The 18,771-nt window shown below is 73.2% G+C and carries 14 protein-coding genes; 8 read left to right on the top strand and 6 right to left on the bottom strand.

The genetic code is table 11. The annotated features are described in order from the left end of the window. Positions 1-2 precede the first annotated feature (2 nt). A complete protein-coding gene (locus BLT82_RS21380; protein ID WP_093657245.1) occupies positions 3-191 on the bottom strand; it encodes a DUF5703 family protein in 189 nt (62 codons plus the stop codon). Between the two features lie 47 nt (positions 192-238). On the opposite strand from BLT82_RS21380, the gene BLT82_RS21375 reads away from it, so the two are divergent. Continuing rightward, the gene (locus tag BLT82_RS21375; protein WP_093657243.1) at positions 239-904 is read left to right on the top strand and encodes a hypothetical protein; all 666 of its coding nucleotides are present in this window, start codon (positions 239-241) and stop codon (positions 902-904) included. Between the two features lie 358 nt (positions 905-1,262). Here BLT82_RS21375 and BLT82_RS21370 read toward each other — a convergent pair whose 3' ends face one another. Further along, positions 1,263-3,548: a helix-hairpin-helix domain-containing protein gene (locus tag BLT82_RS21370; protein WP_093657241.1), complete on the bottom strand. Its 2,286-nt coding sequence runs from the start codon at positions 3,546-3,548 to the stop codon at positions 1,263-1,265. Then, positions 3,545-4,528: an aldo/keto reductase gene (locus tag BLT82_RS21365; RefSeq protein WP_093657239.1), complete on the bottom strand. Its 984-nt coding sequence runs from the start codon at positions 4,526-4,528 to the stop codon at positions 3,545-3,547. The genes BLT82_RS21370 and BLT82_RS21365 overlap by 4 nt, the downstream gene beginning before the upstream one ends. 199 nt (positions 4,529-4,727) lie before the next feature. Here BLT82_RS21365 and BLT82_RS21360 point away from each other — a divergent pair, with 199 nt between their 5' ends. Together BLT82_RS21360 and BLT82_RS21355 are read left to right on the top strand one after the other, a co-directional pair. After that, on the top strand, positions 4,728-5,777 hold the full coding sequence (locus BLT82_RS21360) for an LLM class F420-dependent oxidoreductase (RefSeq protein WP_093657237.1): 1,050 nt from the start codon (positions 4,728-4,730) through the stop codon (positions 5,775-5,777). A 476-nt stretch (positions 5,778-6,253) separates the two neighbouring features. Next, on the top strand, positions 6,254-7,039 hold the full coding sequence (locus tag BLT82_RS21355) for a hypothetical protein (RefSeq protein WP_093657235.1): 786 nt from the start codon (positions 6,254-6,256) through the stop codon (positions 7,037-7,039). A 45-nt stretch (positions 7,040-7,084) separates the two neighbouring features. On the opposite strand, the gene corA is transcribed toward BLT82_RS21355, so the two are convergent. Then, positions 7,085-8,074: a magnesium/cobalt transporter CorA gene (corA, locus tag BLT82_RS21350; RefSeq protein ID WP_093657233.1), complete on the bottom strand. Its 990-nt coding sequence runs from the start codon at positions 8,072-8,074 to the stop codon at positions 7,085-7,087. A 228-nt stretch (positions 8,075-8,302) separates the two neighbouring features. Between corA and BLT82_RS21345 the strand changes: the two genes are divergently transcribed. The 5 genes from BLT82_RS21345 to BLT82_RS21325 all read left to right on the top strand — a co-directional run bounded on the left by BLT82_RS21345 (position 8,303) and on the right by BLT82_RS21325 (position 15,192). After that, positions 8,303-9,010 (top strand): histidine phosphatase family protein, encoded by a 708-nt coding sequence (locus tag BLT82_RS21345; RefSeq protein WP_093657231.1) that lies wholly within the window; start codon positions 8,303-8,305, stop codon positions 9,008-9,010. 85 nt (positions 9,011-9,095) lie between these two features. Beyond that, positions 9,096-9,686: a DUF3090 domain-containing protein gene (locus BLT82_RS21340; RefSeq protein ID WP_093657229.1), complete on the top strand. Its 591-nt coding sequence runs from the start codon at positions 9,096-9,098 to the stop codon at positions 9,684-9,686. Then, the gene (locus BLT82_RS21335; RefSeq protein WP_167746054.1) at positions 9,650-10,480 is read left to right on the top strand and encodes an SCO1664 family protein; all 831 of its coding nucleotides are present in this window, start codon (positions 9,650-9,652) and stop codon (positions 10,478-10,480) included. The genes BLT82_RS21340 and BLT82_RS21335 overlap by 37 nt, the downstream gene beginning before the upstream one ends. Before the next feature lie 291 nt (positions 10,481-10,771). After that, on the top strand, positions 10,772-12,001 hold the full coding sequence (gene mshC, locus BLT82_RS21330) for a cysteine--1-D-myo-inosityl 2-amino-2-deoxy-alpha-D-glucopyranoside ligase (protein WP_093657225.1): 1,230 nt from the start codon (positions 10,772-10,774) through the stop codon (positions 11,999-12,001). 149 nt (positions 12,002-12,150) lie between these two features. Continuing rightward, the gene (locus BLT82_RS21325) at positions 12,151-15,192 is read left to right on the top strand and encodes an NPCBM/NEW2 domain-containing protein (protein WP_093657223.1); all 3,042 of its coding nucleotides are present in this window, start codon (positions 12,151-12,153) and stop codon (positions 15,190-15,192) included. Positions 15,193-15,318: 126 nt separating this feature from the next. Here the strand turns inward: BLT82_RS21325 and BLT82_RS21320 are convergent, their stop codons facing one another. Together BLT82_RS21320 and BLT82_RS21315 are read right to left on the bottom strand one after the other, a co-directional pair. Beyond that, on the bottom strand, positions 15,319-16,380 hold the full coding sequence (locus BLT82_RS21320; protein ID WP_093657221.1) for a PAC2 family protein: 1,062 nt from the start codon (positions 16,378-16,380) through the stop codon (positions 15,319-15,321). 771 nt (positions 16,381-17,151) lie between these two features. Beyond that, positions 17,152-18,762 (bottom strand): glycerol-3-phosphate dehydrogenase/oxidase, encoded by a 1,611-nt coding sequence (locus BLT82_RS21315; RefSeq protein ID WP_093657219.1) that lies wholly within the window; start codon positions 18,760-18,762, stop codon positions 17,152-17,154. Positions 18,763-18,771 lie beyond the last annotated feature (9 nt).

The raw sequence follows: 18,771 nt of genomic DNA, 5'->3' as shown, positions 1-18,771 counted from the left end.
GCTCACCAAGTGGCGCGCACCTGACGGATGATGCGACGGCGGAGCCGCACGCGGCGGCTGCCGTCACGGAGGAGAGTCAGTCTGTCCAACTCCCAGTGTCCGTATTCGGCATGGTCGGTCAGCAGACGGGTGGCCTCCTTGCGGGAGACCCCACGAGGCACGTACACGTCGACAAATTCGTATTCCGGCATCGCATCTATTGTGCGGGCACGGGCCGAGTACGGATAGCGTCTGCACTATGTCTGATGCTTCCGCTCCTGCGCAGCCCACGGCTGCCGAGGTCCGCGCCGCCGCCGAGGCGGTCAAAGCCGCGCTGGACCGCCACCTCGAAGCGGTCGAACGCCGCACGGGAGAGGACGACCCGGCGGTCTACGCGGCCTTCAACGCCCTTGCCGCCGCGGCCGAGGCGTACGACGAGCGGCTCTACGACCGCTATGACGAAGTCACGCCCTTCGAGATCCCGGGCGCGGACGACTCCATGCCGCCGTACACAGGGCCGGACGAACCGAACGCGCTGAGTGTCCTCATCCGCCGCGACTACGCCGTCGTGGAGCCCCAGCGTCTGCTCGCCCAGGCCCAGCGGGTCGCGGACCTCGACCGGGACGAGACCGCGGACGACACGTCCGCGGCGGTGGTGGGAGCGAGCGTGCACGCCGCGCTCGGGGTACTGTTCGGCGAGTTCGAGCCGGACGAGATCGCATCGCGGCACAAGGAGTTCGGCCTGGAGGAGGGCGACTCCACCCTCTGGGTCTCCGCCGCCGACGATCTGCCCGAGCCGGGCGAATGGCTCAGCACCCCCTTCGACCAGGCGGACCCGGAGCGCGTCGTCTGCCGCTTCGACGTCAGCTCCGTCTTCGACGACGAGGACCTGGACGAGGACCTGGACGATCCCAGCCCCGCGTGACGGAGACCGTCCGGAACGCAGCGCGAGGCCCCGCACGGAGATCACCGATCTCTGCCCGGGGCCTCGCCGCAGCGTGCGGGTCGGACGGCGGACCGGGCCGTGGCGCCACCCGCCCCGGTCCGCGACCGGCCCGCCGCCCGCACCCCGGGCAGGGTCGGCCGCCTCGGCCCAGGACCGCGATCGTCTGACCCACGCGCGCGCCCCGGGGCCCGGGCCTCGGCGCTTCCGGCGGGCCAGCCCACCTCGCCCGAGGCGCGGGCGCCGACGCGGTCGGTGGCCCCGGCCGGCGGCCGCCCGCGCACAGACGTGAGCGCTCCCGCCCGGCACCGCATCGCATCGCATCGGGCGCCGACTCCGCTCAGGCCGGGGCGGCCTCCGCTTCGCCCGGCGCGAGCAGGCCCTCGAGAAGGGAGCGCAGCCGGGTCGTACGGTCTTCGGACGCGATCTCGGCCACCGCGCGGGGCAGGGCCTGCTCCACGCCGTGGACCACGGACAGATGGCGCTCACCGCGGCTGAAAGCGGTGTAGACCCAGGGACGGCTCAGGCCCTGTGCGGCGTCCCCCGGCAGCACCACGACGACCGCGGGCCAGCGCATTCCGGCCGCCTGGTGCGCCGTGAGCGCCCAGCCGTGCCGCAGCGTCGACTCCACCCGGTCCTTCGGCACGAGCACGGCTGTGCCCTCGCAGTCGACGCGCAGCCCCTCCGCCTCGGCCGAGACCACCGTGCCGGTCAGGGTCCGCCCGGGAGCCGGGGCGTAGGCGACGCGGTCGGCCGGGTCGAAGCCGCCGAACCGGCCGGGACCGGGATTCAACCGCTCCTTGAGTGCGGCGTTGAGCGCCCTCGTGCCCGCGGAACCACCGTGGCCCACGGTGATGACCTGGGTGTCTGCCGACGGAACCCCGATCGCCCTCGGGACGGAGTCCGCGACGAGCTGGACCGTGCGGTGCACGGCCTCGCCCGCGTCCCGCACCGGCACGATCACGACCTCCTTGCCGGGGGCCTCGACCCGGGTGAGTTCGCCGATGCCGATTCCGGAGACCAGCTCGCCCAGTGGCCCGAGGTCGGGCGTACGGGAGGCGACGACCGGACACACCCGGGCGGCCAGCACATCGGCGAACACCCGTCCCGCGCCCGCCGACCACAGCACCCCGGGGTCCCCGCCGAGCACCAGCCGGCAGCCGTCCGGCAGGGACTCCACGAGCATGGCCGCGGTCTCGACGTCGAGCTGCGGCGCGTCGAGGACCGCGAGCAGATCCACGGCCAGTGTGCCGTCCTCGTCCCGGCCGGGCCCCTCCGTGCCGGAGAGCAACCCCTGCACCGTGACCGTGCCGGCGCCCAGTCTCCGCCGGCCGTTCTCGTGGTGCACGGCCAGGGCCGTCCGCAGTCCGAGGGCGCGAGCGGCTTCGACCAGGGCGGCCGGCTCGGCGCGAGCCGCCTCGCCGCCCGTGTGTGCGACCAGGCCGTGTCCGGCGGCGGCGCGGATCAGCTCGGCGGCAGACGGCGATCCCGCGGCTCCGGCGGCGTCCTCCCAGGACGCCGGCTGCGCGGTCTTGACCAGCCGGGCCAGACCGTCCGCGAGGCTCTCCTCCGCGAGGGCGTACCGGTCCAGGCCCAGCAGGACCGGGACCGGCTCCCGCGGCCCGGAGGCGTCTCGCGGCTCCGGAACCCCGTGCTCGTCGGGTCCTTCGGGTCCTTCGGGTCCTTCGGCCTCCTCCGGCTCCCCGGCCGCGTCCACGCCGTCCTGGAAGACCAGTACGGCCCCCTCGGCGATCGCGTGCTGCAACGCCTCGTCGGGGTCCGGTACGGAACGGCCGGCGAGCGCCGTGCGCACCGCCGCGGACTCCATCGCCGTGTGCCCCCGGAGGGCGGCGCGCTCCAGCAGCCAGGTGACCAGTGCCGTGGCCCGCCGGCCGTCGTCGGGGCGGCACTCCTCGCCGAGCAGCGCCCGGGCGAACCCGTCCGCCTGCTCCGGCTGCACCCCGGGCACCGCCAGCAGCCGCCAGGGGTCCGCACGGAGTGCGTCGGCGGCCTGCTCACCGAGCACCCCGGCGACCCGAGCCGCCAGCCCCTCGGGTGCACCGCCCGACACGAGGACTTCCAGAACGGCCGTCACCGTGCCCGGATCGACCTGCCGCCGGGCGGGCTCGGGCGTCGGCACCCGCGGGCGCCCGGGCCCGGCCACGGACGTCGGGGCCGGGGTCCTCGGCGCTGCGGCGGTCTCGAAGAAGGCGTCCGACGGCCTGTCGCCGCTCTCCAGGGCCCGCACGGCCGCCAGAAGATCGGCCGCGGTGCCGCTCAGCTTCCCGCCGGCCGCGATCGGCCCTGCCTTCTCGGCCTTGCGCTTCTCGATCCTCGACCGCAGTTCCCGCTGGGCCGCCAGCTCCGCCTGGGCCTCGGACACCCCACCGCCGCCGGTGGCCTCGGCGGCCGCCCCGCCGAGTGAGGGCTCCCCGCCGGAGGAGTCGCCCCCGGCTCCGCCGTCCGCCGACGGCCCGGCCTCCCCGTCCGCCGCCTCACCGGGCACCCGGTCCGGAGCGGTCCCGGCGCCGTGCTCTCCCGCGGCGACGGACGTGCCGGGGCCGGAGTCCTCGGACGCGGGATCCTCGGCGGGGGTGCCGGGGCTCGCCCCGGGAAGCGCAGTCACAGCGTGCTCCAGTCCTGGTCGGGATAGCGGTGCACGGGCGCCGACACGTCGTCCAGCGCCCGGCAGATCTCGTCAGGAAGACTAAGACCCTCCACTGACAACGCCTGCGTGAGCTGCTGCGCATTGCGGGCACCGACGATCGGCGCGACCACACCGGGCCGGTCGCGCACCCAGGCGAGCGCCACTTCGAGCGGAGTCGTCGCCAGCCCGTCCGCCGCCGTGACGACCGCGTCCACGATGCGCGTCGCCGACTCGTCGAGATACGGCTCCACGAACGCGGCGAGCTGCTCCGACGCCCCGCGCGAATCGGCCGGCGTCGCGTGCCGGTACTTCCCCGTGAGCACACCGCGGCCCAGCGGGGAGGACGGCAGCAGCCCCACGCCTAGGTCCAGTGCCGCGGGCAGCACCTCCCGCTCGACGCCGCGCTGCAGCAGCGAGTACTCCATCTGCGTACCGGCGAGACGGGTCCGTATGCCCGGCGCCGCCAGCTGCCACGTGGCGGCCTTCGCCAGCTGCCAGCCGCAGAAGTCCGACACCCCCGCGTAGCGTGCGCGGCCGCTGCTCACCGCGATGTCGAGCGCCTGGAGGGTCTCCTCGAGCGGCGTGTGCGGATCGAAGCCGTGCACCTGCCACAGGTCGACGTGGTCGGTGCCCAGCCGCTCCAGCGACGCGTCCAGGGCAGCGAGCAGATGGCCGCGCGAGCCGTCGAACCGCCGCATCGGGTCGAGCACGCTGCCGGCCTTCGTGGCGATGACCAGGTCGCGCCGGGGGACCAGCCGCTCCACCAACTGGCCGAGCAGGTACTCCGCCTCGCCGCCGCCGTACACGTCCGCCGTGTCGACCAGCGTGCCGCCCGCCTCCCAGAAGGCCTTCAACTGGTCGGCAGCGTCGTGCTCGCCGGTGTCCCGGCCCCACGTGAGGGTGCCGAGCCCGATCCGGGACACGCGCAGGCCGGTACGGCCGAGATGCCTCTGCTCCATGGGCGCGAGATTACTGGCCACGGCCCCACCCGGAGCGACCCTGTGGACAACTCGCCCGCCAGGCCGTCACCGGCCACCCCTGACGCGAGGCCCCTCCCCGCGCTAGAGTCCCGCGACAAGGACGTTACTCGCCGGTAAATCGGCACATCCGAAGCAGTTCGGCACATCCGAAGCAGTACGGAGCGGTAAGGGGAGCGGTATGCGGCTGGGCATCAACCTCGGCTACTGGGGTGCGGGCATGGACGGCGACAACCTCGTCGTCGCCCAGGAGGCGGACCGCCTCGGCTATGACGTCTGCTGGGCCGCCGAGGCCTACGGCTCCGACGCGCCGACCGTCCTCTCGTGGGTCGCCGCGCAGACCGAGAGCATCGACGTCGGCTCCGCCATCCTGCAGATCCCCGCCCGCCAGCCGGCGATGACGGCGATGACCGCTGCCACCCTGGACTCGCTCTCCGGCGGCCGCTTCCGCCTCGGCCTCGGCGTCTCGGGACCGCAGGTGTCGGAGGGCTGGTACGGCGTCAAGTTCGACAAGCCCCTCGCCCGCACCCGCGAGTACGTCGAGATCGTCCGCAAGGCCATGACCCGCGAGCGACTGACGTACGAGGGCGAGCACTGGACCCTTCCGCTCCCCGGCGGTCCCGGCAAGCCCATCAAGCTGACCGTCCACCCCGAGCGCGAGCGCATCCCGCTGTACATCGCCGCCATCGGCCCCAAGAACCTGGAGCAGACCGGCGAGATCGCCGACGGCGCGCTGCTGATCTTCCCGTCCGCCGACCACCTCGAGGACACCGCGATCAGGTACATCCGCGCGGGCCGCGAGAAGGCCGGGAAGACGATGGACGGCTTCGACGTCTGCCCCACCGTGCCGCTCGCGGTCGGCGACGACGTCCGCGCGCTCGCCGACACGTTCCGCCCGTACACCGCGCTGTACGTCGGCGGCATGGGCAGCCGCAAGCAGAACTTCTACAACCAGCTGGCCCAGCGCATGGGGTACGAGAAGGAAGCCGCGGAGATCCAGGACAAGTACCTCTCCGGCGACAAGGCCGGGGCCGCCGCGGCGGTGCCGCACGAGCTGATCGACTCCACCACGCTGCTCGGCACCGTCGACCGGATCGCCGACCGCATGCGGGCCTACGCGGCCGCCGGCGTGACCACCCTGACCCTCGCCCCCGCCGGCTTCACCCTCGACGAGCGGCTGACCGCTCTGCGGGCCGGCACCGAGGCCCTGGAGCGGGCCGGACTCGCGTAACCCGCGTCTCCCGGCCGGCCCGGGCCCGGGGCGGCTCGGCGCCTTGCACCGGTACGAGTGGGGGCCGCCGTCGGTCCGGAGCGCCGCCACCGTCCGCCCGGCGTCGCTGCGGACCGACGGACCGACGGACCGACCCCGTCCACCCGGCCGCGGGCATGCCTGCGGCCGTGGTGGGGGCTCGGGGTCATCCCCGCCACGGCCGTCGTGAGGTCTAACGCCTTACCCCGTCCTCGGTCACGCCCCGTCCCCGGCGTATCCACGACGAGCGGGCGCGGGCACCGCCACCCGCGGCGCACCCGCTCGCAGCACGCCTCCCGGGCGAGGGGCCGTGAGCCCTCCCGGCCGTCCGGAAAGCCCTGACACTCCTTCTTTCGGCGGAGTCGTCCCGCTCACCTGTTGCCTGTCCGCCCGGTCCGCATTTGACTCGTTCTTTGCGGATGCCCGTCGCCCACGGGTGCCTCACGGAGGTGGCAGTGATGCTCTCGGCCCGAAACCTTTTCCAGGAAATCCTCGAGAACGACGATTCCTACCAGCTCTTCTGCTCGATCGCGGCCAGCGGTGAGGCCCAGGGCGGCTGGGAGAACGGCCGTATCGCCGCGCTCGTCCCCGAGACCATGCGCGGGCTCGCGCCGAAGATCACCCGGCACGGCGCGGACGAGGACAAGCACGGCCGGATCTTCAACGCCCTGCTGAAGAAGCGCGGACTGGACCCGGTCGACGTCCCGCCCGAGACCGACTACACGATGCTCCTGGAGAAGCAGGGGATCGGGCTGGCCCACGACAAGCTGCGCCGCGACGAACGGCTCACCGAGCGGGACATCGTGGTCTACCTCTCGCACAGCCGGGTCACCGAGCAGCGCGCCGCGGACCAGATGGACATGCTGGTGAAGTTCTTCGGGGACCACCCCGAGGTCGGCAAGGCCGTCAAGCAGATCTGCAGCGACGAGGACAACCACCTCGCCTACTGCCACGAGGAACTGCTTCGCCTCGCCCGCGCCGGGCACGGCCGCGCCATCCAGGGCACCCTCCGGGAGTGCGCCCTCACCGAGATCGCCGTCTACCGCGACGTCAGCCTCGCCGTCATGGCCCACATGGGGCGGATCCTGAAGTGGCCCAGGGGCAAGTCGGCGGTGCTCGCGGGCGGCATCCACGCCATGTACGCGTTCGAACGCGCCGGTGGCTGGCGGCGCATGGTCACGCTCAGGATGCCCGAGCGGCGCGACGCTCTCGGCGGCCCCGCGACCACGGCCCCCGTCGTCTGACGGGCCCGGCGCGATCCGCCGGCCACCACCTCCCGGACGGAACGCCTAGAGCCAGCCGCGGCGCTTGAACAGCCGGTGCAGCCCGTACACCACCAGGGCCATCAGCACGATCGCCGCCGGATAGCCCCACTGCCAGCGCAGTTCGGGCATGTGTTCGAAGTTCATCCCGTAGATGCCGGCGACCAGCGTCGGTACCGCCGCCATGGCCGCCCAGGCCGAGATCTTGCGCATGTCGTCGTTCTGCCGCACGCCCGTCTGGGCGAGATGCGCGGAGAGCACGTCGGACAGCAGCCGGTCCAGTCCGTCCACCTGCTCGTTGGCCCGGGTCAGATGGTCGTTGACGTCACGGAAGAACGGCTGGGAGTGCTCGTCCACGAACGGCACCGTCGCGCCGGCGAGCTTGGCCAGCGGTGCGGCCAGCGGCCCGGTGGCCCGCCGGAACTCGAGCACCTGCCGCTTGAACCCGTAGATCTTGGCCGCCGTGTGCCGCGTGTCCCCGGCGGGTTCGAAGACGGCGGCCTCCAGCTCCTCCAGGTCCACCTGGAGCTCGGCCGCCACCTCGATGTAGCGGTCCACGATGGTGTCGCTGACGGCGTACAGGACGGTCGTCGGGCCGTGCCGCAGGACGTCCGGGTCGGCCTCCAGCCGCCGCCGCACGGCCCCCAGCGGCGCGGCCTCCCCGTGCCGCACCGTCACGACGAAGCAGTCGCCGACGAACACCATCACCTCGCCCGCGCTGACCGTGTCCGACTCCGCCTCGTACACGACCGGCTTGAGGACGACGAACAGCGAGTCGTCGTAGACCTCCAGCTTCGGCCGCTGGTGTGCCTTGAGGGCGTCCTCGACCGCCAGCGGGTGCAGCCCGAACTCGCTGCTGACCCGGTCGAACTCCTCCTCGTTCGGCTCGTGCAGCCCGATCCACAGGAAGGTGTTGCGGGACGCACGGGCCAGAGCGAGCGCGTCGGAGAGGTCCTCGGGGCCCTCCGTCCGGCTTCCGTCACGGTAGATGGCGCAGTCCACGATCACGGCGCGCATTCTTCCCCTCCCACGCCCCACGCGCACCTCGGCGGAGTGAACACCCCTGTTCACGCCGTTCGGTTCGCGCCGGGCGAACCACCGGAGGGAGGTGGGACGAGCGGCGGGACGAGCGCCGGAGGAAGCATCGGACGAACGCGCGGCGGAACTCGCGAGGAGCGCCGGAGGCGCCGCAACCGTCGTCGTGCGCCCGCTGGGGATCACGGGACACGCTTTAGGCTGGCCGGCATGGCCACGTTGATCCTCGTACGCCACGGACGGTCCACCGCCAACACCGCGGGGGTGCTCGCCGGCTGGACGCCGGGCGTCGCCCTCGACGAGCGCGGCACCGCGCAGGCGGCCGCCCTGCCCGCCCGGCTAGACGGGCTGCCCCTCGCCGCCGCCGTCACCAGCCCGCTGCAGCGCTGCCGGGAAACCCTGCAGCCGCTCCTCGACACACGGCCGGACCTCCCGCTGCACAGCGACGAGCGGATCGGCGAGTGCCACTACGGCGAGTGGTCCGGCCGCAAGCTGAAGGAACTCTCCGGCGAGCCGTTGATGGAGGTCGTCCAGCGGCACCCCTCCTCGGCCGCCTTCCCCGGCGGCGAGTCGATGCGGGCCATGCAGAGCCGGGCCGTCGACGCCGTACGCGACTGGAACGCCCGGATCGAGCGGGAGCACGGCGAGGACGCCGTGTACCTGATGTGCTCCCACGGCGACATCATCAAGTCGGTGGTGGCGGACGCCCTCGGCATGCACCTCGACCTCTTCCAGCGGATCCACGTCGAACCGTGCTCCGTGACGGCGATCCGCTACACCCGCCTGCGGCCGTTCCTGCTGCGGCTCGGCGACACGGGTGACCTGGACTCCCTGCGGCCGCGCGAGAACGTGAACGAGCCCCGCGAAGGCGGGACCGACGGGACGGCGGTGGTCGGCGGCGGCGCGGGCGCACCGTGATCGCCGGGCGCAGTAGGGTGGACGGGCCGAAACCGGAAGCCCACTTCCAACACCGAGAATCCTCTGAATTCCAAGGGAGCAGGACGTGACCCGTCAGGTGTTCCTGTACGACCCGCCGGAGCGCTTCGTGGCCGGTACGGTCGGGCTGCCTGGACGTCGTACGTTCTTCCTCCAGGCTTCCGCAGGGGGGCGGGTGACCAGCGTCGCCCTGGAGAAGACCCAGGTGGCCGCGCTCGCCGAGCGGATCGACGAGCTGCTCGACGAGGTGGTGCGCCGCACCGGGGGCAACGCGCCCGTCCCGGCCGTCGCCCCCACGGACATCGCCGACACCGCACCGCTCGACGCACCCGTCGAGGAGGAGTTCCGGGTCGGCACGATGGCGCTGGCCTGGGACGGCGAGGAACAGCGCATGATCGTCGAGGCCCAGGCGCTGGTGGAGCTGGAGGCGGACTCCGAGGAGGACCTCGCGGAGGCCGAGGAACGGCTGCTGCAGGACGAGGAGAACGGTCCGCCGATGCTGCGCGTGCGGCTGACCGGCGCGCAGGCGAGGGCCTTCGCCAAGCGCGCCCTGGACGTCGTGAACGCGGGACGGCCGCCGTGCCCGCTGTGCAGCCTGCCGCTCGACCCGGAGGGACACGTATGCCCGCGCCAGAACGGATACCGCCGCGGAGCGTGACCACCCACGACGGGACCCTGGAGCTGCTCACCCGGGGCGAGATCACCGTGCGCGGCCGCATCCGCGAGGCGTCCAACGCGGCGCTGTACTGCTCCGTCGCCCTCGACGGCCGGGAGGCGCACTGCGTCTACAAGCCCGTGGCCGGCGAGCGCCCGCTGTGGGACTTCCCCGACGGCACCCTGGCCCAGCGCGAGGTGGCCGCGTACGAGCTGTCCGAGGCGACCGGATGGGGCCTGGTGCCGCCCACCGTGCTCCGGGAAGGGCCGTACGGCGAGGGCATGTGCCAGTTGTGGATCGAGGCCGATCCGGCCCAGTCCCTGCTCGCTCTCGTCGACGGTGACGAGGCGGAGGACGGCTGGAAGGCGGTCGGCCTCGCGGAGGTGGGTGAGGGACGCACGGCGCTCCTCGTGCACGCGGACGACCCGCGGCTGCGCCGGCTGGCCGTACTCGACGCGGTGATCAACAACGGCGACCGCAAGGGCGGGCACCTGCTGCCCGCTCAGGACGGACGCCTGTACGCGATCGACCACGGCGTCACGTTCAACGTGGAGGACCGGCTGCGGACCCTGCTGTGGGGCTGGGCGGGGGAGCCGCTGACGGAGGAGTCCCGCACGGTCCTGGAAGCCCTGGACGCCTCGCTCGACGAGGGGGCCCCGCTGGCCGGCCGGCTGTCCGCGCTGATCACCCGGGACGAGGTGGCCGCCGTGCGGGGCCGGGTCCGTGCCCTGCGCACGAGCGCCCGCCACCCGGAGCCGGCGGGCAACTGGCCCGCGATTCCCTGGCCGCCCGTGTAGCCCCGCCCGTGTAGGCCGCGCACGCGTCGGCCGGGGCTCGCGGCCCCTCGGTCCGGCGGGGCGAGCCTCGACGCACGTCGGGCCGCGGGGCCGCGCGGGTACCGCCACCAGACGCGTTCCGGCCGAGTGCCGACCGCGCACGTCGAGTCGGCGGGCCGGCTGCCGGCCGGGGCCCCGCCCGGCCGTACGTGCCCCCTATCCCGAGGGCCGAGGCACGCGCAAGAGCGCCTAACCGGCCAAGAGGGGGCGTCCGGTTCGTATCCGGAACATGCATCCGGTTACGCTCATGACATGCATGCCTGGCCCGCTTCCGAGGTCCCCGCCCTGCCCGGCAAGGGCCGCGACCTCCGGATCCACGACACCGCGACCGGCGGCCCCGTCACCCTCGACCCCGGTCCCGTCGCCCGTATCTACGTCTGCGGCATCACCCCGTACGACGCGACCCACATCGGTCACGCGGCGACCTACAACGCGTTCGACCTCGTCCAGCGCGTGTGGCTCGACACCAAGCGGCAGGTTCACTACGTCCAGAACGTCACCGACGTGGACGATCCGCTTCTTGAGCGCGCCGAGCGCGACGGCCAGGACTGGACCGCGCTCGCGGAGCGGGAGACCGCGCTGTTCCGCGAGGACATGACCGCGCTGCGGATGCTGCCCCCGCGCCACTACATCGGCGCCGTCGAGGCCATACCGGGAATCGTCCCGCTCGTCGAGCGGCTCCGGGACGCGGGTGCCGCGTACGAGCTCGACGGCGACGTCTACTTCTCGGTCGAGTCCGACCCCCACTTCGGCGAGGTGTCTCACTACGACGCCGAGGCGATGCGCGCGCTGTCCGCCGAGCGCGGCGGCGACCCCGACCGCCCAGGCAAGAAGAACGCGCTCGACCCCATGCTCTGGATGGCCGCCAGGGAGGGCGAGCCGAGCTGGGACGGCGGCAGCCTCGGGCGCGGCCGGCCCGGGTGGCACATCGAGTGCGTGGCCATCGCCCTGGACCACCTCGGCATGGGCTTCGACGTGCAGGGCGGGGGATCCGACCTCGCCTTCCCGCACCACGAGATGGGCGCCTCGCACGCCCAGGTGCTCACCGGCGAGCACCCGTTCGCCAAGGCCTTCGTGCACACCGGCATGGTCGCCCTGCACGGCGAGAAGATGTCCAAGTCCAAGGGCAACCTCGTCTTCGTCTCCGCGCTGCGCCGTGACGGCGTGGACCCGGCCGCCATCCGGCTGGCCCTGCTGGCGCACCACTACCGTGCCGACTGGGAGTGGACCGACGAGGTCCTCCGGGAGGCCGTGGACCGCCTGGGGCGTTGGCGTGCGGCCGTCTCCCGGCCTGACGGGCCGTCCGCCGACTCGCTCGTCGAGGAGATCCGCGCGGCACTCGCCGACGACCTGGACGCTCCCGCGGCGCTCGCCGCCGTGGACCGCTGGACCGAGATCCAGCGCACCGAGGGCGGCACGGACGAGGGCGCGCCCGGTCTGGTGTCGCGCACCGTGGACGCCCTGCTGGGCGTCGCCCTGTAGTGGCGCCCTGTAGTTCCGCCGACCTGTAGTTCCGACAGACCCCCGGGGCACCCCGGGGGGCCCGGCCGCCTCCGGACTCCCGCACGGGTCCAGGGGCGGCCGTTGTTTTGTCCATGGCGGAATGCTCGTTTCTGCGCTAAACACTCGCCATGCAATCACCAATGCGCACGAGAGCGACGGTGGCCGGCCTTCTGCTCGGTCTCCTCACGGTGTTCGCAGGGCCGGGTGCCGCCCAGGCCGAACCGTCCCCGAGCACGGTGGGGGACGTCACCGCCTTCGCCGCCGACGGGCCCGTCTACCGGCTGACGGCAGGGCGGACCGAGGCCCGCGTCAGCTTCGTCTCGACGGAGACCTTCCGGATCGAACTCGCCCCGGACGGCGGTTTCACCGACCCGGCCGGCACCGACATCGCCCTCCCGCAGGGCAGGCCGCCCGCCACCCGCTGGAAGGACCGCGGCGACCGCTTCGAGCTGAGCACGTCCAAGGTGACGCTGCGCGCCTACAAGTCGCCGCTGCGGTTCGCCCTCCACCGTGCCGACGGCACCCGGCTGTGGGCCGAGACCCAGGGCCTGAGCTGGACCGGGGACCGTACGACGCAGACCCTCGCGCGGGGCGCCGACGAGCAGTTCTACGGCGCGGGGATGCAGAACGGCCGCGGCAACACCTCACACCGCGGCAAGACCGTCGAGGTCGGCGTCGACTACAACTGGAACGACGGCGGCCACCCCAACTCCGTCCCGTTCTACCTCTCCTCGGCCGGTTACGGCGTCTACCGCAACACCTACGCGCCCAACACCTACGTCTTCGGCGACCCGGTGACCACCACCGCCCGGGAACAGCGCTTCGACGCCTACTACTTCGCCGGACCGGGCATGAAGGACGTGATCGGCCAGTACACGAAGCTCACCGGCCGGCCCTTCCTGCCGCCGGTGTACGGCCTGGAGATCGGCGACGCCGACTGCTACCTGCACAACGCGAACCGGGGCGAGCGGCACACGCTGGACGCGCTGAAGGTCGCCGACGGCTACGTGGAGCACGACATGCCCAACGGCTGGATGCTCGTCAACGACGGCTACGGCTGCGGCTACGAGAACCTCGCCGAGACCGCCCAGGGCCTCCGGCAGCGCAACATGGAGCTCGGCCTGTGGACCGAGGACGGCCTCGGCACGCTCGCCGAGCAGGTCAGGGCCGGCCAGCGGGTCGCCAAGCTCGATGTCGCCTGGGTAGGCCCGGGCTACAAGTTCGCCCTGGACGGCTGCAAGGACGCCTACGCCGGGATCGAGGCGAACAGCGACGCCCGCGGCTTCACCTGGGCCCCGGAGAGCTGGTCCGGAGCGCAGCGCTGCGGCGTCCAGTGGTCCGGCGACCAGGCCGGCAGCTGGGAGTACATCCGGTGGCAGATCCCCACGTACGCGGGCGCGTCCATGTCCGGACTCGCCTACACGACGGGGGACGTCGACGGCATCTTCGGGGGCAGCGCCAAGACGTACACCCGGGATCTGCAGTGGAAGATGTTCCTCCCGGTGACCATGACCATGGACGGCTGGGCCGCGAGCGACAAGCAGCCCTTCCGGTACGGCGAGCCGTACACGTCCGTCAACCGCCGCTATCTGAAGCTCCACGAGGCCCTGCTGCCGTACGTGTACTCGTACGCGCACGAGGCGACGAGGACCGGCGTCGGACTCGCCCGGCCGCTCGTCCTCGAGTACCCGGACGACCCGAAGGCCGCGACGGAGGCCGTGAAGTACCAGTTCCTGAGCGGTCGTGACTTCCTGGTGGCGCCCGTGTACCGGGACAGCGCCGAGCGGGACGGGATCCATCTGCCGAGGGGCACCTGGATCGACTTCTGGAGCGGACGGACCTACGAGGGGCCGGTCACGGTGGACGACTACAGCGCCCCGCTGGACACGCTCCCGCTGTTCGTCCGGGCCGGCGCCACCGTGCCGATGTGGCCGGGCGGCATCCGCTCGTACGCCGACCGCGGCCCGGGCTCCCCGCTCGCCTGGGACATCTACCCGCAGGGCTCGTCGGCGTTCACGCTCTACGAGGACGACGGGGTGACGCGCCGGCACCGCGCAGGCGCGTACGCCACCCAGCGCGCAGAGGTCGAGGCACCGAGGCGCGGCGGGGGCGACGTGACGGTACGGATCGGCGCGAGCCGCGGATCGTACGACGGCAAGTCCCGTGCACGGCCGTACGACTTCACCGTGCACACGGGGGACGCACCGAGTTCGGTCCGGCTGGACGGCCGCGCCCTGCCGCGGCTGAGCGGGGCGGCCGCCTTCGCCCGGGCCCCGCAGGGCTGGTGGTACGACCGGGACGACCGGGGAGGGGTGGTCCGGGTGAAGACCGCGGCGCTGCCCACGGACCGCGCGTTCGCACTTGAGCTGGAGGACACGGCCGCGGTCGGCGGGGCCGTCCCCGGCGCCGCGGCCGTCGCAACCGCGCCGGCCGGGCAGGAACTGGGCGCCGGCACAACGGGGAAGGTCGCGGTCGACGTGACCGCGGGCAGCCGTGACGCGACGGGCGTCTCCGTGTCCGTGGACGTCCCGGCGGGATGGCGGGCGGCGCCGGTGACGGTGGACCGCATCCCCGCCGGCACGACACGGCGGGCCGAGGTCGCGGTGACTCCCGCGAAGGACGCGAAGCCCGGCGAGGCGACGCTCACCGCGGCGGTACGGTACGGCGCGGCGGGCCAACTCCGCACCGCCGTACAGCGGTTCGCGGTCACCGTGATGCCCGAGCCGCCCTCGGGGGACGTGTGGGCGAGCGACCTGGTGTGGCTGACGTCCACCAACGGCTGGGGGCCGCCCGAACGCGACCGCAGCAACGGGGAGTCCGGGGCGGACGACGGCCGCACGCTCACCCTCGCCGGCACGGCGTACGACAAGGGCATCGGGGCGCACGCCGACTCCGACATCGAGGTCTACCTCGGCGGGCGCTGCACCACGTTCACCGCGGACACCGGCATCGACGACGAGATCGGCGGCTACGGCGAAGTGGCCTTCTCCGTCGAGGCGGACGGCAAGGTCCTGTGGACCTCGCCCGAGGTCACGGGGGCCTCGGCGACGGTGCCCGCGGAGGTCGACGTCACCGGTGCCCGGCACGTCCGGCTGAAGGTCACCGACACCGACGGCTCCAAGTCCGGTGACCACGGGGACTGGGCGGCGGCGCGCTTCCGCTGCGGCTGACGTGCCCGCTGTCCCGCGCGGGTCGGTGTGCCCGGCGGCTCGGCAGGACCGGGGTGGGAGAACGCGAGCGGGTGGTGCCGGTTCCGGCACCACCCGCTCGGCACGCGTCGGGCGCTCCCGGAAGAGTCAGTCCTCGGGGGAGTCCGGGGAGTCGGAAGGGTCCGCGGACTCGGCGGAGCCGGACGATTCGGCGGACTCCGGTGCGCCGGAGTCGTCGTCCTCGGACCCGCCCGCCCCGGACTCCGCCCGCGGCGGCTTCGGCGGCTTCGTCCGGCCCCCTGCGTTGTCCCGCAGGTACGAGCCGTCGCCGCCCTCCGCGGCGTGACCGCCCGGCCCCTGGCCGGGGCCGCCGTCACGCCGGCGCAGATAGCGCTCGAACTCCCGGGCGATGGCCTCGCCGGACGCCTCGGGGAGCTCGGCGGTGTCCCGGGCCTCCTCCAGCGTCTGCACGTACTCCGCCACTTCGCTGTCCTCGGAGGCGAGTTGGTCCACACCGAGCTGCCAGGCCCGTGCGTCCTCGGCCAGTTCGCCCAGCGGGATGCGGAGGTCGATGAGGTCCTCGAGCCGGTTCAGCAGGGCCAGTGTCGCCTTGGGGTTCGGCGGCTGGGAGACGTAGTGCGGCACGGCGGCCCACAGCGACACGGCCGGGACCCCGGCGTGCGTGCAGGCCTCCTGGAGGATGCCGACGATTCCGGTCGGGCCCTCGTAGCGGGTCTCCTCCAGATCCATCGTCCCGGCCAGGTCCGGGTCCGAGGTGACTCCGCTCACCGGAACGGGACGGGTGTGCGGGGTGTCGCCGAGCAGCGCGCCCAGGATCACCACCATCTCGACGCCCAGCTCATGGGCGAAGCCCAGCAGCTCGTTGCAGAACGAGCGCCAGCGCATCGAGGGCTCGATCCCGCGGACCAGCACCAGGTCGCGGGGCTTCTCCCCGCCGACCCGCACCACGGAGAGCCTCGTCGTGGGCCAGGTGATCTTCCGTACCCCGCCGTCCAGCCACACCGTGGGGCGGTTGACCTGGAAGTCGTAGTAGTCCTCGGCGTCGAGCGCCGCGAACACCTCGCCCTTCCACTCGCGGTCCAGGTGCGCGACCGCGGTGGACGCGGCGTCGCCCGCGTCGTTCCAGCCCTCGAACGCGGCCACCATGACCGGGTCGATCAGCTCGGGAACCCCCTCGAGCTCGATCACCCAGGACTCCTTCCGACGTTCTCTTTCGTACGCCCCAACCTTACGGCTTCACGGGCGCCCGCCCGCAGTCCCCGTGCACGGCAGGGTGAACTTCCGTGAGGCACCGGCACGGACCGGGGCAATACCGGATCCGGCCGAGGAATCAGCCGGGCCGGCGCCGGAGATCCCGGGGGTGACGCCGCCCGTCTCGAGCCCGGCGACTCGATGCATCGGACCACCGTCGGGGGCGTCACCGGCGAGCCGGGCGCCGACAGGATCGTCCTCGGCCGGCCGCAGCAGGCCGGTGCGGTCGGCTTCGGGAAGATCGACGCGGCACCGGGCACCGGGGTCGACGAGAACCGGCCCCTCCAGCCGCTCGCCGCCGTGTACGGCGCACCCGTCCGCCCCCGCGCCGGCGGGGTGGGGGCGGGCGGACCGGCGAGGTACCAGGGCGTGTTCGGCCGTGCCGCCGTCCCCGGCGGTGGGAGGACCGGGTCATCGAGTACGTCGACCACCTCCGCGAGCGTTCCGCCGCCCCGGCCGTCGTCCGGGACACCACGTGGCACCACGACTACCCCGTTTCACGTCCCGTATGCGGCTCGCACGGCCCGCCGCGCACCGCCGTGCGGGCGGGTGCCCCGGCGGGTGCGGGGATCCGCCCCGAGGTGGGCAACCCGCGGCTGCGGCAAGGCACTTCCCTCGAGTCGTCCGATGTGCCCGAGCGTGCGACGGGGGGCGGCTCCTCGAGGAGCCGCCCCCCGTCGCACGGACCGTGCCCGCTACGGTCCCGTCTCAGCCCCGCTTGTGCAGCAGGTCGTCGACCTTCCCGCGGATCTCGTCCGTGGCGAGACCGCGGATCGTCAGCGTGGTGCGGCGGCGCAGCACGTCGTCCGTCGTCTCGGCCCACTCGTGGTCGCGCGCCCACACGACCTGGGCCCAGATCTCGGGGGCGTCCGGGTGGATCCGCTGTGCCAGGTCGGGGTTCTCGTTCGCGAGCCGGGCGATGTCGAACGCCAGCGAGCCGTAGTGCGTGGCGAGGTGGCGGGCGGTGTCCGCCGCCATCCGGGGCCCGGGCGCCGGGGCGTCCACCAGGAGCCGGTGCGCGACGGCACGCGGGTTGGCGATGCCGGGAAGCGGGAGCTTCTTCGGCAGGTGCGAGATCGGCTCCATGTCGTCGGCGAGCGGCCGGCCCGGCAGCTCGGCCAGCTTGCTGAGCACCGTGCGGCCGATGTGGCGGAACGTCGTCCACTTGCCGCCGGCCACCGACAGCATGCCGCCGCGGCCCTCGGTCACCACGGTCTCCCGCTTGGCCTTGGAAGTGTCGCCGGGGCCGCCCGGCAGCACCCGGAGGCCCGCGAAGGAGTAGGTGATCAGGTCGCGTGACAGCTGCTGGTCGCGGATGGAGAAGGCGGCCTCGTCCAGGATCTGGGCGATGTCCTTCTCGTTGACCGCGACGTCCGCCGGGTCGCCCTCGTACTCCTCGTCGGTCGTGCCGAGCAGCAGCATGTCCTCCCAGGGGAGGGCGAAGGTGATGCGGTACTTGTCGATCGGGGTCGCCAGCGCGGCCTTCCAGGGCGCGGTGCGCTTGAGCACCAGGTGTGCGCCCTTGGACAGGCGGATCGAGGGCGCCGCGTTCGGGTCCTCCATCCTCCGCAGGTGGTCGACCCACGGGCCGGTCGCGTTGAGCACCAGACGGGCGGTGACTCCGAACTCGGTGCCGTCCGTGCGGTCCCTGAGCTCCGCGCCGGTGACCCGGCCCTCGGTGAAGCGGAGTCCGGTCACCTCGGCGTGGTTGAGGACGACGGCCCCCGACTCGACGGCCGCGCGGACCGCCATCAGCGCCATGCGGGAGTCGTTCATCTGGTCGTCGCCGTACACGGCCACGGCCTTCAGGTTCTCCGTGCGCAGCTCGGGCACGTCGCGCTGGGCCTTGGCGGGCGATATCACGTGTCCGACGCCGTCGCCGAACGCGGAGAGAGCCGAGTACGCGAAGACTCCCGCGCCGAGCTTGGCGGCGCCGTGCGGTCCGCCCTTGTAGACCGGCAGGTAGAAGGTCAGCGGGTTGGAGAGGTGGGGAGCCACCTCCCGGGACAGTGCACGGCGCTCGAAGTGGTTCTCCGCCACCAGCTTCACGGCGCCGGTCTGCAGATAGCGCAGACCGCCGTGGAGCAGCTTGGAGGAGGCGGAGGAGGTGGCGCCGGCGAAGTCGCCGGCCTCCACCAGGGCCACCCGCAGCCCGGCCTGCGCGGCGTGCCAGGCCGTGGAGATGCCCAGGATGCCGCCGCCTATCACCAGGAGGTCGTAGGTCGCCTTCGCAAGCTGCTCCCTCGTCTCGGCGCGGCTCGGGAGGGAACCGGAGGCCGGGTGCGTCCCCAGCGAGGGGACGCTCTGCAGGGTGGTCATTCTCGATTG

Source organism: Streptomyces wuyuanensis (genome assembly GCF_900103455.1).
Lineage (GTDB): Bacteria > Actinomycetota > Actinomycetes > Streptomycetales > Streptomycetaceae > Streptomyces > Streptomyces wuyuanensis.
This window is presented reverse-complemented; position numbering and strand designations above follow the sequence as displayed.

Excerpts from the sequence above, each read along its gene's own strand:
- BLT82_RS21380 (WP_093657245.1), bottom strand. The coding sequence starts at position 191 with ATGCCGGAATACGAATTTGTCGACGTGTACGTGCCTCGTGGGGTCTCC.
- BLT82_RS21375 (WP_093657243.1), top strand. The coding sequence starts at position 239 with ATGTCTGATGCTTCCGCTCCTGCGCAGCCCACGGCTGCCGAGGTCCGC.
- BLT82_RS21365 (WP_093657239.1), bottom strand. The coding sequence starts at position 4,528 with ATGGAGCAGAGGCATCTCGGCCGTACCGGCCTGCGCGTGTCCCGGATC.
- BLT82_RS21360 (WP_093657237.1), top strand. The coding sequence starts at position 4,728 with ATGCGGCTGGGCATCAACCTCGGCTACTGGGGTGCGGGCATGGACGGC.
- BLT82_RS21355 (WP_093657235.1), top strand. The coding sequence starts at position 6,254 with ATGCTCTCGGCCCGAAACCTTTTCCAGGAAATCCTCGAGAACGACGAT.
- corA (WP_093657233.1), bottom strand. The coding sequence starts at position 8,074 with ATGCGCGCCGTGATCGTGGACTGCGCCATCTACCGTGACGGAAGCCGG.
- BLT82_RS21345 (WP_093657231.1), top strand. The coding sequence starts at position 8,303 with ATGGCCACGTTGATCCTCGTACGCCACGGACGGTCCACCGCCAACACC.
- BLT82_RS21335 (WP_167746054.1), top strand. The coding sequence starts at position 9,650 with ATGCCCGCGCCAGAACGGATACCGCCGCGGAGCGTGACCACCCACGAC.
- mshC (WP_093657225.1), top strand. The coding sequence starts at position 10,772 with ATGCATGCCTGGCCCGCTTCCGAGGTCCCCGCCCTGCCCGGCAAGGGC.
- BLT82_RS21325 (WP_093657223.1), top strand. The coding sequence starts at position 12,151 with ATGCAATCACCAATGCGCACGAGAGCGACGGTGGCCGGCCTTCTGCTC.
- BLT82_RS21315 (WP_093657219.1), bottom strand. The coding sequence starts at position 18,762 with ATGACCACCCTGCAGAGCGTCCCCTCGCTGGGGACGCACCCGGCCTCC.